The following is a 15,347-nucleotide window of genomic DNA, read 5'->3' on the forward strand; positions in this document are numbered from 1 at the left end:
AACGAAAAGGAATCGGAAGAAGATGAATTATCATCAGAGAACAGGTAAAGCGCTTTCCGGCAAACAGATGGCTGCAGGATTCGCAGGACTCACCTTCGGGTTGATCAGTGTGACGGCGCAGGCGGTCACCGTCACAGACGTGGCGGGACGCACGGTCACCGTGCCGGATGAGGTTCAGCGTGTAGTACTCGGAGAGGGCCGGTTGTTCTTCGCCCTTTCGCTGCTCGAAGGCCAGAAACCTTTTGATCGTATCGTCGGCTGGCAGGGCGATTTCCGTAAGCTTGACCCGCAAACCTACGCCACGTATCGGGCGAAATTCCCGCAAATCGACAACATCCCGCTAATTGGCACGACCAGCGCTGACACCATCAGCCCGGAAAAAGTGCTGACGCTGAAACCGCAGCTGGCGATTTTCGGTTTGTCGGGTCATGGTCCGGGGAAAGGCAGTGAGCTGGTGAAACAGCTGCAAAACGCCGGTGTCCCCGTCGTGTTTGTCGATTTCCGCACTTCTCCGCTCAAAAACACCCTGCCGAGTATGGCGCTGCTGGGTAAAGTCCTGAACCGGGAGAAGCAGGCGCAGGACTATATCCGCTTCTATCAGGACAACATCAAACGCGTCACCGATGTGACCCGCGACATTCCTCAGCCGGATAAACCGAAAGTCTTTATCGAACTGCGCGCTTCGACAGCAGATGAATGTTGCCGCTCAGCCGGGAACGGCAACATGGGTGACTTTATCGATCTGGCGGGCGGCGTGAATATCGCTAAACCTCTGCTGCCGGGCCCTCTTGGTCAGGTGAATCTGGAAAAAGTCATCGCCGAGCAGCCGGATGTGTATCTGGTGAGCGGGGGAGCCAGACCGCCGAAAGCCGGTGAGCTACCTGCCGGTTTAGTGCTGGGCGCGGAGACCACACCCGAACAGGCGAGCGCCAGCCTGAAGCCGCTTCTGGCGCGTAAAGGGATCAGCACGCTAAAAGCGGTCCAGGATGGCCGTAGTTTTGGCATCTGGCACAACTACTACAACTCCCCCTATAACGTGCTGGCCGTGCAGTTCTTCGCCAAAGCATTTTATCCGCAGAAGTTTGCCGATCTCGATCCGCAGCAAACACAAAAACAACTCTATAAACAGTTCCTCGCCGTCGAACCGACCGGCACTTACTGGACAGAGTAAAAGGGACTTTGCCCCGCCTGCCGGGGCGTTTTACCTCACGGAGAGAAAAGATGGTTAAGGTTAAATTTACACCGGCTGTTAAAGCCGGGCTGCTCGCACAGCTGATTGCTGCTGCGATGCCGGTCATGGCGGAAGACGCCAGAGAAGTGAAAGAGAATGAAGATCAGATGGTGGTGACGGCCTCCGCTATCGAACAGAACCTGAAAGATGCGCCAGCCAGCATCAGCGTAATCACCCGCGAAGACCTGCAGAAAAAACCGGTACAAAACCTCAAAGATGTGCTGAAAGACGTTCCCGGCGTACAGATCACCAATGAAAGCGACAACCGTCAGGGTGTCAGCATCCGTGGACTGGGCAGCGGCTATACGCTAATCCTGGTCGATGGCAAACGCGTCAATTCCCGCAACGCCGTATTCCGCCATAACGATTTCGATCTGAGCTGGATCCCCGCGGAATCAATCGAACGTATCGAAGTGGTACGCGGGCCGATGTCATCCCTTTACGGCTCTGACGCGCTGGGCGGCGTGGTCAATATCATCACCCGTAAAGTCGGCACGCAATGGCACGGCACGCTGAGCGCCGATACCACCGTTCAGGAACACCGCGATCGCGGCGACAGCGGCAACGGTAATTTTTTTGCCAGCGGCCCGCTGGTGGACGATTTACTGGGCGTGAAAGTGTACGGTGCGCTGGGTAAACGCGAGAAAGATCAGGCCAGTTCTGCCAGCGGCAGTACCGGTCAGCCGCGCATCGAAGGCTACACATCGCGCAACGGCAGTGTCGAATTCTCACTGACGCCCGATAAAGATCAGGACATCACGTTCGGTTACGGGATGGATCGTCAGGATCGTAACTCCGACACGCTGGATAAAAACCGTCTCGAACGCGAAAACTACTCGCTCGGCCACACTGGCCGCTGGGGAGGGGCGAATACCGAACTGCGTCTCTACGGTGAAAAAATCGAAAACAAAAACGCCCAAACCATCACCTCGAAAAACAACGCTCTCGACGGCAAAGTGGTCATCCCGCTGGGCAATTACACCCAGTTCCTGACGTTCGGCGGCGAATACCGCAACGATAAACTGGAAGACGCGGTGAACATGAAAAATGGCGGCAGTACGCAGGCGAACCAGTATGCGCTGTTCCTGGAAGATGAATGGCACATCTTCGAAAACCTGGCGCTCACCGGCGGCGTGCGTATGGATGACCACGAAAACTACGGCGTGAACTGGAGTCCGCGTGCTTATCTGGTCTACAACGCCACTGATACGGTCACGATGAAAGGCGGCTGGGCATCCGCTTTCAAAGCGCCTTCGCTGCTGCAGCTCAGCCCGGACTGGCAAAGTGCCTCGTGCCGTGGCAGTTGTAATGTTGTAGGCAGTAAGGATCTGAAGGCGGAAACCAGCGAAAACGTAGAGTTCGGCCTCTATTACGCCGGTCAGGAAGGCCTTCTTGAAGAGGTGACCGCCAGCGCAACGGTGTTCCAGAACGATATCGACGACATGATTACGGTTATCCGCACCGCTAACCGCAGTCTGGCCCCGACCTATCAGAACTTTGCCGGATTTGATGCCAGCGGCAATCCGATCTTCCGCTATTACAACGTGAATAAAGCCCGGATCCGCGGGCTGGAAACCGAACTCGGTCTGCCCGTCACCGACAGGCTGAACCTCAAACTGAATTACACCTACAACGACGCCCGCGACCTGAGTAACGGCGGCAACAAACCATTATCCGCACTGCCGTTCCACACCAGTAATGCGACGCTTGACTGGAAACCGCTGGAGGAGTGGAGCTTCTATCTTTCCGCTAACTACAAAGGGAAGAGCCGCACCGTGACTGACGGCAACGCTACGCCGGGCGGATACACCATCTGGAATACCGGCGGGTCGTATAAGGTGAATAAAGCGGTGAAGATCAGGGCAGGGGTTCTGAACCTGACTGATAAAGATCTCAACCGCGACGACTACAGCTATAACGAAGATGGCAGAAGGTATTTCGCTGCTGTGGATTATAGTTTTTAACGTTGAATCGTGGCCGGGACGGTTGAAGTCCCGGCAGTTTTAAGCGCTTTGTTCACTACCTGATAATCAGTGTGAATGATTATTTTGCGCGTGCAGGAATCGCGTACGCCAGGGCTTGAGAACCCACAACGCCAGACCGGCGGTGATGAAGTCGAAGGTAATCGCGCAGCCAAAGACCAGGTGCCAGTTATGGGTGTGCTGATACATCAGTGCCGCCAGCGGGCCGCCAAAGATTGCGCCGATACCCTGCGAGATATACAGCCAGCCATAGTTTGCTGAGGCATTTTCACTGCCAAAGGTGTCGGTCAGTGTGGATGGGAACAGTGAGAAGATTTCGCCCCAGCCGAAGAACACCACGCCTGAAAGCAGTACGAAGAGCAACGGATCTTCGCGGCAGGCAAGCCACAGCGTCATCGCCACACCTTCCAGCGCGAAGGCAATAAACATCGTATTTTCGCGGCCGTAGCGGTCAGAAATAAAACCAAATAGGGGACGCGTTAAGCCGTTAGTGAAACGGTCGATGGTCAGCGCCAGCGGCAGGGCGGCCATGCCAAAAATCACTGCTTTGCTAATGCCGAAGTCTTCGGCAAAAATCGCCATCTGCGAAGTCACCATCAGCCCCGAAGTCGACATCATGGTCATCATCATGAACATCAGCCAGAATAGCGGCTGGCGCAGCATTTCCCCGGATTTAAACTGGCGCTGTCCCAGCACGGGTGACGCTGTTTTACTGTCCGGCATCATCATGCTGTTTTCAGGCAGTCTCAGGTTCTGGCTGGCAAGCAGACCCACAGCGGCGAAGATGAGGCCAAATGTCGTCATCGTCTGTTCCAGCCCGTAGCTATTAAGAGAAATAGAAATCGGGAAGGTGGTGAAAATTGCCCCCATACCGTAGCCCGCCGCCACGGTTCCGGCGGCAAAACCGCGCTGCTGTGGAAACCACTTCATCACCAGTCCTACCACGCCGATGTAAACAATACCCGTACCCAGTCCGCCAAGGCAGCCATAGGCCAGATAGAGTGAGGTCAGGCTGTTGACCCGGGCGGCGATCACCCAGCTGAAACCTGCCATCAGTGTACCGATGGAGATCAGCAGACGTGGGCCAAAACGCTCGACCAGCCGACCCTGAAAGGGTGAGAAAAAGGTCTGCAGAATAATCAGCAGCGAGAATGTGACCTGAAGTTCCGCCAGACCGACGCCGAGTTTAGCAATCATCGGTTTGGTCAACAGCGTCCAGACGTACTGCGGGCTGGAAATGGCTGCCATGCAAAGTAATCCAAGCAGAAGCTGTACCCACTTGCTGTGTTTCGCTATTACTACCGGTTCGCTCATCGAGGCCATTATCTTTCTCCAGAATTACGCTTTGCTCTGCTTAACCACTTTTTTGTCGTCGCACCTATTCAAACCATTACTTTTAAATGCTCATTCTCCGAAACCATCCCGATACGCAGATATGCACGTAAAGCGATAAAGCAGGATGTGTGCCAGTTTAAAAAAATCTTTAAATTCAATCAGTAATAGTATTGCGGGCGGAATAAATGTGATGGGGTGCAAAAAATGAGTGCGCTGAGATGGTGCGTGGGAGACGGATGGTGGTCAGTCAGAAAGGTCATTGGGTATAGGCTGGCTTTGGAGGCTGTACTGAAAGGTGCAACGAAAAAGGTTTAGCACCTGAAGTGGGCGGATTTAATATGCTGGCCTCAAAACTTGCTGAATAAATTTAAGATACTAATGAGTCCGAAGAGCTTACGAAATGCAGGCTTTCAAGGCTTAGATCTTGGTTATGGTAAAACATTACTAGGCTGCGGAATTCTTAATAGAAAATATATGCTCATATAAAATTGAGTTTTTATTCAATTCCGCTTTGTTTCGTTTACCTAAACCGGTACCAATTATAGGATCTCATAACCCGAAATGGCTTCGTTAGGACACCAGCAGTCGACCTAAAATCCAAATAAAATTATTTTAGAAAAAAGTGTTCAAGTTGTTAATTTTATTTATCAGATTCATCAAGTTAAGTATCGACTCGTTTAAGTGGGGATGTTCACTAGTGTTGACTAAGGGTGATCACCTTGGTCAGGCTGATAGAAAAGAGCAGAAGTCGGTAAGCGTGAAGTGCTTTTATTAGGCGCTGCATAGTGGCAATAACCAACTCCGTGCCATAAGCACACTGACCTGCCCCCAGTGTTAGATACAACGATCAGTTAGTAATATCGGTTTGGTTACCTTCTATTTTTCCATTTCTCCAGCAAGCTGCAAATTCAGCCGGCGTCTGATAATTCAGCGATGAATGAGGTCTCGACTCGTTACAGTCCTGCCGCCAGTCATTAATGATTTTCCGGGCATGAAAAACATCGCTGAACCAGTGTTCATTCAGGCATTCATCCCGAAAGCGACCGTTGAAACTCTCAATAAATCCGTTCTGCGTTGGCTTGCCCGGCTGGATTAAGTGTAAATCAACACCATATTAAAAGGCCCATTAATCCAATGCGCGCGGTAGGTAAATTCCGGACGCTGATCGGTTCTTATCGTCTCCCGATATCCACGAAACAGCGCAATGCTGTCCAGAATACGCGCGACCTGATCACCTGAAATACCGAAAGCGGCGGTGATCTTCAAACACTCCTTCGTGAAATCATCCACACATGTCAGACACTTAATCCGGCGGCCACTGGCAAGTGCATCCATGACAGAGTCCATCGCCCATGTCAGGTTTGGCGCTGCCGGGCGGAGTAGCGGCAGACGTTCCGTTGCCAGTCCTTTACGACGTCGTCTGCGTTTTACGCCCAGCCCGCTGAGATGATAAAGGCGGTACACGCGCTTGTGATTAACCTGAAGGCCTTCACGGCGCAGTAACTGCCAGATGCGCCGGTAACCAAATCGGCGGCGTTCAAATGCCAGCTCTGTGATGCGTAGCGACAGTTGCGCATCAGCAGCCGGACGCTGAGCCGAATAATGGCAGGTTGAAAGTGACAGACCGGCCAGCCTACAGGCACGGCATTGCGACAGGCCCGATGTCTCACACATGATTTCCACAGCTTCCCGCTTCTGGTCTGTCGTCAGAACTTTAGGCCCAGAGCCACCTGAAGCGCCTCCTTGTCCAGCAGGGCTTCAGCGAGCAGCTTCCTGAGACGAACGTTCTTCTCTTCAAGTGACTTGAGCCGCTTCACTTCGGGGACTTCTATGCCGCCGAACTTCTTCCGTCAGGTGTAAAAGATGGCGTCTGAAATGGTATGCTTGCGGCAGAGTTCACGGGCAGAAACCCCGGCTTCAGCCTCGCGAAGAATACTGATGATCTCTTCGTCGGAAAATCGCTTCTTCATGGGGATACCTTCATGTGGATTAGGAAGACATTACTAACATCACGGTGTATTAATCAACGGGGAGCAGGTCAATTTGATACTGAAAAGCTTCAAAAATAAGCTGATGAACGTTATAAGTCATTCATGGAACGCCGCAATCTCTCCAGTAAGACTAAATGACAACTCCTATATTTAGGACGTCAAGAAGAATGGCGGCGGTTCCCTTTTAAGGATTCCGCTATTGTTCTTGATGATGCATAGATTAAAAAACATTTGTATGGGTGGGTGATTCACGTAGTGAGACATTCCGCCTGTTAAGCTATATTAGGTGGGATTACATGAAAAAGCACACACTGAGATTTGACAGTTGGCCCTGAGTAAAGGGAGGATCTAATTTTATAGTATATTAATTAATGGGGAAAAAGGGCCGAAAGGCCCTTTTAACAACATATATTATAATATGTTCATAGTGCTTTAAATCAAATACGCGCTTCAAATACTTGTGGATTATTCTTCAATGCATGAGAAATATAGTTTAAGCCAGAATCTCTGGGAATGACCATATCATCTGAAAAAATGAAAACTTCGTTCCCTTTATACACTTTAGAAACATTGTATTGAAGCTGATAGAGGAATTTTTTCCTGTTTTTATAATAGCTAAGTATGTTTTCAACACCATCATATGAAACAATCCATTTGATATTATCGATTGTTTGTATTGTATTAGCTATTCTCTCATGATCTTCTGGCTTATAATAATTAAGATATAGGCCACTTGCTTTGTCAAAGTAAGGCGGATCACAATACATAAAAGTATTTTCGGGGAAGGCTATAACATTTTCAGCAAAAAAATCCTCTGCATCTTTATTATAAACAAAAACACTATCTTTTTTGGATGCAATTAACTCTATACGATTTATTAGCTCTGAATGTGAAAATCTTGCGTCAATTTTCCATTTACCTTCTTGTGATAATCCACCAATAACCCCGCCAGTTAATACTCCTGAACGATTAGTTCTATTCAAATAAAAGGTCGAAAAACCAACATCAAAAATACTATGTTCTGATGGATGACGTACTACTTCACGATGCTTTTTCCATTCATCAATATTTAATAATGACTTAGATATCTGATTACAGAATTTTTCCGTATCGTTTAATATTGAATGCCAAAATGCATAGATATGATAAGATGAGTCATTGAGATGAACATTCTTCACATGTCCATCAATGAGAAGCTGCATTGCAACACCGGCTCCACCTGCATACGGTTCAACGTATTGACAGCCTTCCATTCCGTTCGCAATAATTAGTTCCAAAACAAAAGGGGTTAGCTTTTGTTTCCCGCCGGGGTATCTTAGTGGTGTTCTATATTTAGCCATAATTAGTTATTCATTTTTTCAATTAGTGGGAAAATGCATACAAAAAGACCCGGAATATCATTACTACGGATAACAAAGTTTGGATTATGCACTAGCTGGTTCATTGAGGTTATTGACAATAAACCATCTTGGCGCGTTATTTCTGTTAATGGGCCATGTAATAATTTTACCATTTGTTTGTCAGTTTTGTTTTGAGTTAAATAACTTACTATGTCTCTTAATACATCGGCTAGATTTCTGTCGCTACCATCTGCTTTAATATATTTGGGAGAGCCTTGGGATGAACTTATGTCATCACAATACGCCTTAGCAGATATTTCAACCATACATCTTAGAAGAAAAATAAATGCAATGGGGTGTTCCTCAGGCTTTAATTTTTCCATTTCTTTTTTAATGTCTAATAGTTTAGATCTATTTGGTCCAAATAGTTTCAGGCTACGCAATAATTTTCTTACTGTTTTTATATCGTTTGTTGAGGTGGCTGATTTTTTTGCAGACGAAAAACCATTATTTGCTGCAGAAGTGTTGCTATTTGGCGTTGAGCTTTTCGCAGCGGTTCCATTTGTTCCAGAGCTACCTGAACTATTCTGTGATGAATTATTTGAGGATGAGTTATTAGTCCCTGCAGAGGCATTTTGAGTGGATGAAGATGTATTATTTGAGTTGATATTAGTCTTGTTTTTTTTCGTGTTCAGAGGTGGAAACCCGTACCGTATTAAGAAATCACTAGATGTACGAATATCAGTAAACGTCAATCCCTCTAGACCAATAGCATAGATAACTGATTCTAATTCTTTTTTATATTTTATGTTTGGATAGTTTAGAGCTAGGTCCATAACTGAAGTGCAGTCAACTCTCTCATATATTTTAGGGAGCGCTTCATTTAAAACAGAAAGGTTATATTTTCCCGACCATCTTAGCTTTTGTTCAGTTGAATGGTTTTGACCATGTTCAAGATATTTCTCAAGCAGTGTTAAACCATACTCAGGGGCTGAATTTACTTGCTGGTTATGTCTCGCTCGAGCAACGGTTTCCCAGTCATCGCGTCCAGCTTTTTGACCTTTGCCATGAGTAAGGGTAACGATTTTATTGACTAAATCCGCCTCATTTTTATCATAAATTGTGCATGGAACCATTTCATTTTGAACTAGCCATGTGTTAGGCAACACATTTATTCTGCTTTCTATTTCTGATGGCAAATCAAAATTACTCTTATCTATATATCCATGTATTATTTTAAGTGAAGCAATGCGACGATTTCCCTCTTTTACAAGATCTACGTTATTTTCGCGAAGTATGATAATATTTTCTGTTGGAAGATATCCATCATCAAGCAAGCTATTCATTAACCCCCAAAAATAATCAGGACTGATTGTAATCATAGCTTTGATGGCATCAATTTCATTATCTTGGGCGACTGTTCGATAATTTTTAAGATCTAAAACTAGTTCTTTTACTTTCAATTGTTGTGTAGTGGCCATAAAACTTCCGTATTCAAATAGTGAGAATGTTAGCTAAAATGTCTGTCTATCCGCGATAGCATTGCCTTCAAGTTATCTGAATAAACCATGCGCAAACCTCCCAGTTTTGTCAATAAGTTTAACAACTTTTGCTGCTGATTCTATCTCATCATGCCGATAGACTCAAATTCGCTGGAGTTTTCAGGCTGCTAAAGACTTCATTTTTGCGCCAAAACGTAATCACCCCACCACTGCATTAACGCCACTCTTTCAGCAAGATATTCGGCACCGTTATAAGCTGTGCCGATCTCCTCTCTTTTCGAGTGAGCAAGAGCCGTTTCAAGAGCTTCTGTTCTGAACTTGCCAGACTCTTCTGCTGCTGTTCTTGCAATAGAACGCATACCGTGTGCCACCAGTTCACCGCCAAAACCCATGCTGATGATCGCCGCGTTAGCTGTTTGCTAGTGCATATAGCTAAGAGGGGCTTTAATGCTGGGAAAAACTCACTCACGATGACCGCTGATTGGTTTCATGGATTCAAGAACACGCATAGCTTACTTACTCAATGGAACCTTGTGGGGCCGTTTCATCTTCATGAACACAGCGGGGATGTTCCAGAATCGATTCTCTTGGTCGATGTCAGTCCAACGAGCACGGACAGCCTCTCTGGGGCGAACCCATGTAAGAAGTTGCCATTCAATCAGCAGGAGTGTTTCTAAGCGTATAGATGCGTTTGCTTAAGCCACTATGAGCTTTGGTAACTCTCTGGGGGGCAGGGCTGGCATGTTTTGCTTCTTTGGCTTGCTGAAACGCTGTGTGAGGTTATCTGCGGGGTTGAACTCAATAAGCTCTTCTGTGGCCCCATAACGGAAAATTTCGTTCAGTCGGGAAATTATCCGGCGTAGAGTTTCAAGAACCCCACGCTGTTCGATTGGGTCAAGTTGTTGCTTCAAGAGTTTGGGACGGATCTCTTTTATCGGAACATTACCCAAGCCAGGGAAGATGTTACGTTCAAGGCTACGCCAGATATCTGCTGCATGGTCTTCTGAAATCCCTGACGTTCTTTTCTTCACTTCCAGCCACTTTTTTGCAACTACCTGGAATGTGTGTTCAGTGGCCGCTTTTAGTGAATTCGCTTTATCGGCCTTATGGGTTTGCGGATCAATCTGCTGGGCGAGTAGGGCGAGGTACTGATCTCTGAGAGAGCGAGCTTGCGCGGGGGTAAGGTGAGGGTAAGTTCCCAAACTCATTTTCGTTCGTTTCTTAGTCACGGGAACCGCATACCTGAAGTACCAGTTTTTCTTGCCACCTTTCCCGGTTGGCGATATGCGCAAAAACAAGACGTCACCATCGAAGAGGTTCACTTCCTTCTCGCCAGGCTTAGTGCTTTTGATTTGAGTATCATTCAGTTTAGTAACGACTTTCGGCATGTTTGGACCATCAGATTTTGGATCCTTGGGCGTTGGGTCCAAAACAGGGTGTCATATGGCGTGGATTCTAGCAACTCTCGGTGGAATGCTATGGACACAAAAAAGCCCGCAGGGCTTGTGCCGTGCGGGCTTTCAGGACTTCAGCGGACAATTCTGGTATCGCCGCGAAAGAATTTGGTGGCTGGCGGAGTCTGAATTGGTTGTGTAACTTGTTGTTTAATAGCTGATAACCTTCAGTTCAATTTTCATTTTGGTCCCATTGTTGGTCCTAAAAGAAAATGTCAGGTTTTTTGCAGGGGAGGGGAGGTTATAGTAGAAGTCTCTTCGTCTGTGAGATTAGCATTTTGCTTTCCTTTAGTTTAAGCGTTTATTTCACATTAGTTTTTAGCAAGCCGGTAGAGCGCCTTGCTCGCAGAATATCCACTCCGGAAATATACGGGGTTTGTTCTTGCCACGAAAATCCCTTTCGGTCGATTCGAACCAGTTCGTATTTTTCGACCAGAAAATTCATAACGTCTACCGTAAGCTTACAGCGAGAACCTTATTGGCGGGGATGTGTTATTCAGTTGGCAGGCTTACGCGCCATGGTAACAGCTCTTGGACCTGATTGACTGGCCAGTCAGCTATGACGTTGAGCACATGACGGGGGTACCTCTCTGGATCCACGCCGTTCAATTTGCATGTACCGATCAGGCTGTACAACAGCGCTCCGTGCTCACCGCCGTGGTCGGAGCCGAAGAACAGGAAGTTCTTGCGACCCAGACTGACCGTCCGCAGGGCATTTTCAGCGATGATGTTGTTATCTACTTCAGCGCAGCCACCCTCTGGATAGTACGTCAGTGCCGGCCACTGGTACAGGGCGTACGCGAACGCCTTCGCCAGCTCTGAGTGTCTTGAGAGCGTTTTCATATTTTCACGCAGCCAGCTTTCCAGAGCTTTCAGCTGTGGTTTAGCTTTTTGGTGACGTTCAGCAAGGCGCTGTTCTGCCTGCATTCCCCTTATTTCCGTCTCGATGACATACAACCCGCCGATCTGTTTCAGGGCGCCCTCAGTCAGGACTGACGAGGTGCAGACGTGTACGTCGTGGCTCTTGCAGCGGGCGTAAGCACAACAGGCAGTTTCCGTTATGGGACCTGTAGGTAACTGTGATGGATTACGAAGGTCCCTCATTTTCGCCCTAGATCACCGTGGCTCAATTGCTCTCTGAATAATTTGATGTAGACCATGTGACCCAATCTGTTCGGGATCGCCATTTAAATAAGTGAGTAGGTCTTTGCTTGAACTCCAGCGCCGAGTTGAGGGGTTGATTCGTTCTATAATTTCTTCGCTTTCAAGTAGAAGTTCATTCAACAGTGGTAACTCATCAGGCACCAATGTTGTAATCCTACGAGCGAGCGCATAGAGCCAGAGGTTTACTTGGTGCGCATTGTTGTAGGATTTCCAGCTTATCTGCGCGCTCATCGGCCGCCTGATGGTCCGAGCCAGTGCATCAAAGACTTTCCTAAGTTCTCTGACAATCTCCACTCGATCTGCTGAGCTTAGGTATTTGGTCGCAATAGCCAGCTCATCGGTGAACGCACCGTCCGCATCTAGAGTAAAATAGAGACTCTCATTCTTGAGTGCTGTACGCCATTGGGTAGTCAGCTCTGTCAACCACTGATGGGCAACTTGAGAGATGTCGATTGTTCTTTTTTCCAGCATGGGTACGAGCATGGATTCAAGAATCCAAGGCGTGAAATGGTGTAGCCTGCCGAGGCGACCCCGAACAGGTTGAAGAATATCCTTGAGCTCATCGTCTGCGAGAGGAGCCTTTAACGATTGGATTAAACAAGCGATGAGTTGTGGTTTAATCTCCGAATTAAGGTAGTTGGCTTCGTTGATCAGCCAGCACAAAATGGTACGTCGAACAGTGGCTGATTCGATATGGTCGATTTTTGAAAGGGCTTCAATTCCCCAGACTCCCCTATTAAGGGCGTTTTCAAGAGCATGAAGCCCTATCCAGATTATTACACTCACATTGCTCTGCAAAAGCGCATCAATTTGCTCATGATGCTTGTCAAAGCTGACGCACAAACAAATATGCTTAAGAGCTTCAACCACAAGCGCGTGGGTACGAGGAGACTTGATTGGTTCAGAGAATATTGTGTTTAACCAAGATACCAACTGCTTTGGAGCTTGCGACCATAGGAGTTGTATGGAGTAGTAGTCGCTCCATGAGGTATCTACGGGTGAATATGTGAATGTATTGAACGGATCATTTTTTGAAAGCAGTAGTGCTGTAAGTTCCTGTGAACGGTAGTGTTCAATGTCAAGTTGTTTTTTTGTGAGACGTGGTTGCAGTGCTTTTGCTCTGGAGGGAGAGATGTGCTCCAACAGTGCAACCTTCACAGGTTCGGATAATACCGATTGCTCCTTATTGTAGAGGCTGCCTGCATAGCGACTAGCCGGGGAGTTGGCTATGACATAACCAAGGACATCCCAAGCTGAGTAGAAATCTGCTATTGGCAACCCTTCAGTCCAAAATTTGCCGGGAAGAGCGTCAAAGCGATCTTCGTCAAGTTTCCCATCTTTAATGTATCCTTTGGCACTCATCTGCTCCATGAGTACAGCTCCTGACAAGTTTGAAAGCTGCTCATCATCAAGCCACCAGGCTAGCACGCTACCAGCGCATGGTAGCTCAGCAAATGAGGAATTGTGATTTAGCCCTTTAGGCTTCACCTCCTCACATGGGCTAATGTCGGCAGAATTGAAAATTATTCTTGCAGGAAGGTGGGGATTACCCTCTCCATAGAGTGTGCTTTGGATAATCTGATCAACGTACTCAAATACATGCGGAATCACGTCCAGAGGAATAGGGGTTGCCAATAGAGGATGGTTCTCGCTGGCCCTCTGAACTGAATTGGAAAGATGGTACCCAGCTAACGGCTGACCATTGGCTGAGCGAATGAGGATCATGCGGTCGTGGAGTTTGTTCTCTGGTACTGCGAGTATTTTGAGGCAAACACTTCCAAAGTAGCCATTATTCCAACCTGAACATCTCGCTATAAGATTTTCAACACGATTGGGCTGACCAGCCTCTTTTATGCTGTCATCATTCGACATTTTTTCCGTCGTGATGACAAGGTAATCAGCAGTAGCAGTGCCCAGTCGGTTGAGAAGCTCAATCCCTACATCCTCCATATATGGGTCGATCCAAGCAATTTTCGCGTCGTGGTGCCGTTCGAAAATGTCCTTGAGCCAATCTTTCAACTCGAGACGGCTCATACCGCTGCTGTCGTTGAGAGTAGGAAAGAACCGCCCGTCGGATTTTTTTGGACATAACTGTTTGATTCTGTTCTGGATGAGCCGGTTGAGTGGAATCCATGGATCATCCGCATACCCGCCCATTTTTGACCGAGAGGGACTACTAATAGCACGCCCAATCTGTCCTGCTGTCTCCAGTCTGGCCTTTTCCCTTTTCGGTACTTTTTTTGCCAACCATTCGAATTGGTAGTTTGCCCTAATGGGTTCGACTAGCTGCATGTTGAAATTCATTTCGCGCATGAAATCTGCGCCGGTTTGAAGCAGGAGGAATGATTGCTCACCATTTATTCCAAGCGCATAAATCTCCATTGTATAAGCTGTGCTAGCTTGGTCCTGAAACACTTTGAGTTCAAATGTGTGATGGAGAGGGTATGAAGCGTTCTTGCTGAGGTTGGCGATATAAGAGGACTGAATGCTACCGTCACTGTACGCCTTGACAATAACCAACAGATCGGAAGGTTCTCGGGTTAGTGGTTCGAATAGAGTCAGAGATGACTGCTGCCCCTTCAAGGATAAGTCATACTTGCTACGCTCTGTAGCAGTGAGCCCAGGAGCACAGATGAACTCAAAGTCTCCAATTCTCCAAGAGTCAATTGTGGAGAAATCTAAGCCAGTATCTGCATTCAATACTTGGCATGCAAATTTGGCAATCTTCGTGTCATATCCTTCCAACACATTGAATAAATTTGATTTTTCTCTCAGGGAAATTGCGCCGCTGTCAACACTGGAATAGCTGGTTGGGCTTAGCCGATTAGTTTGAAATCTATAATAATCGCGTGTCGGCAAATGCATTACAGGGCGAGTGATGGGATTCACACAAAATGTGCTTGTTCCTATCGCCTTAGCCAATTTGTCGTTGATATTCAGCCCAGAGAGTTGGCAAGATTTCTGAAACGTCTCTCCGCAGATGAAGTGCTCAAGGAAAGTTCTCAATCTCTCGGTAGAGGTATGAAGTGTCAAGGCGTGAGTTCTGACTGAGCAATTCTCAGTAAGTCGCATTTTGGAACTAGCGCTCCCGCTCCAACTGTTTGATTGGTAGTTTCCTGATAGTGACCGACCATACAGAAAACGTAGTTCACTTGAATCTTCCCACTCGATCTCCAATACCCAGATTTGGCTTATAGTGAGATTTTGATCATCTCCGAACAAGTCATATAACCTAGAGTCTGAAAGCAACGCGCACAGTGGACTCGTCATAGGGCACTCCTTTGTAGTGCTAAGTAAAAAGTGGATATAGATATGTGGTGCTGGCTGGAAGTAGACTTGCCCCTTGAA

6 protein-coding genes and 4 pseudogenes are annotated in these 15,347 nt (G+C 47.4%); 2 read left to right on the plus strand and 8 right to left on the minus strand.

Features of this window, described 5'->3' with window-relative positions:
• Positions 1–67: 67 nt before the first annotated feature.
• Both PU624_RS08400 and cirA read left to right on the plus strand, forming a co-directional pair.
• Positions 68–1,171: an ABC transporter substrate-binding protein gene (locus PU624_RS08400; protein ID WP_283547955.1), complete on the plus strand. Its 1,104-nt coding sequence runs from the start codon at positions 68–70 to the stop codon at positions 1,169–1,171.
• Between the two features lie 50 nt (positions 1,172–1,221).
• On the plus strand, positions 1,222–3,195 hold the full coding sequence (gene cirA, locus PU624_RS08405) for a catecholate siderophore receptor CirA (RefSeq protein WP_283547262.1): 1,974 nt from the start codon (positions 1,222–1,224) through the stop codon (positions 3,193–3,195).
• A 66-nt stretch (positions 3,196–3,261) separates the two neighbouring features.
• On the opposite strand, the gene oxlT is transcribed toward cirA, so the two are convergent.
• The 8 genes and pseudogenes from oxlT to PU624_RS08445 all read right to left on the minus strand — a co-directional run bounded on the left by oxlT (position 3,262) and on the right by PU624_RS08445 (position 15,269).
• Positions 3,262–4,536: an oxalate/formate MFS antiporter gene (gene oxlT / locus PU624_RS08410; protein WP_283547263.1), complete on the minus strand. Its 1,275-nt coding sequence runs from the start codon at positions 4,534–4,536 to the stop codon at positions 3,262–3,264.
• A gap of 859 nt (positions 4,537–5,395) precedes the next feature.
• Positions 5,396–6,518, minus strand: a pseudogene (locus tag PU624_RS08415) (IS3 family transposase).
• 458 nt (positions 6,519–6,976) lie between these two features.
• Positions 6,977–7,879, minus strand: a complete 903-nt coding sequence (locus PU624_RS08420; RefSeq protein WP_047955992.1) for a DNA adenine methylase — start codon at positions 7,877–7,879, stop codon at positions 6,977–6,979.
• 2 nt (positions 7,880–7,881) lie between these two features.
• The gene (locus PU624_RS08425; RefSeq protein ID WP_283547264.1) at positions 7,882–9,360 is read right to left on the minus strand and encodes a hypothetical protein; all 1,479 of its coding nucleotides are present in this window, start codon (positions 9,358–9,360) and stop codon (positions 7,882–7,884) included.
• 197 nt (positions 9,361–9,557) lie between these two features.
• Positions 9,558–10,769, minus strand: a pseudogene (locus PU624_RS08430) (phage integrase central domain-containing protein).
• 367 nt (positions 10,770–11,136) lie between these two features.
• Positions 11,137–11,286: pseudogene (locus PU624_RS08435) on the minus strand (TA system toxin CbtA family protein); the annotation flags it as partial.
• A gap of 41 nt (positions 11,287–11,327) precedes the next feature.
• Positions 11,328–11,903 (minus strand): annotated as a pseudogene (locus tag PU624_RS08440) (IS66 family transposase); the annotation flags it as partial.
• A gap of 48 nt (positions 11,904–11,951) precedes the next feature.
• Complete coding sequence (locus PU624_RS08445; protein WP_283547265.1) at positions 11,952–15,269, minus strand: VPA1262 family protein; 3,318 nt, start codon at positions 15,267–15,269, stop codon at positions 11,952–11,954.
• Between the last annotated feature and the right edge of the window lie 78 nt (positions 15,270–15,347).

Origin of the sequence: Pantoea sp. Lij88 (assembly GCF_030062155.1) — a bacterium.
In the GTDB taxonomy this organism is placed as follows: Bacteria; Pseudomonadota; Gammaproteobacteria; order Enterobacterales; family Enterobacteriaceae; genus Pantoea.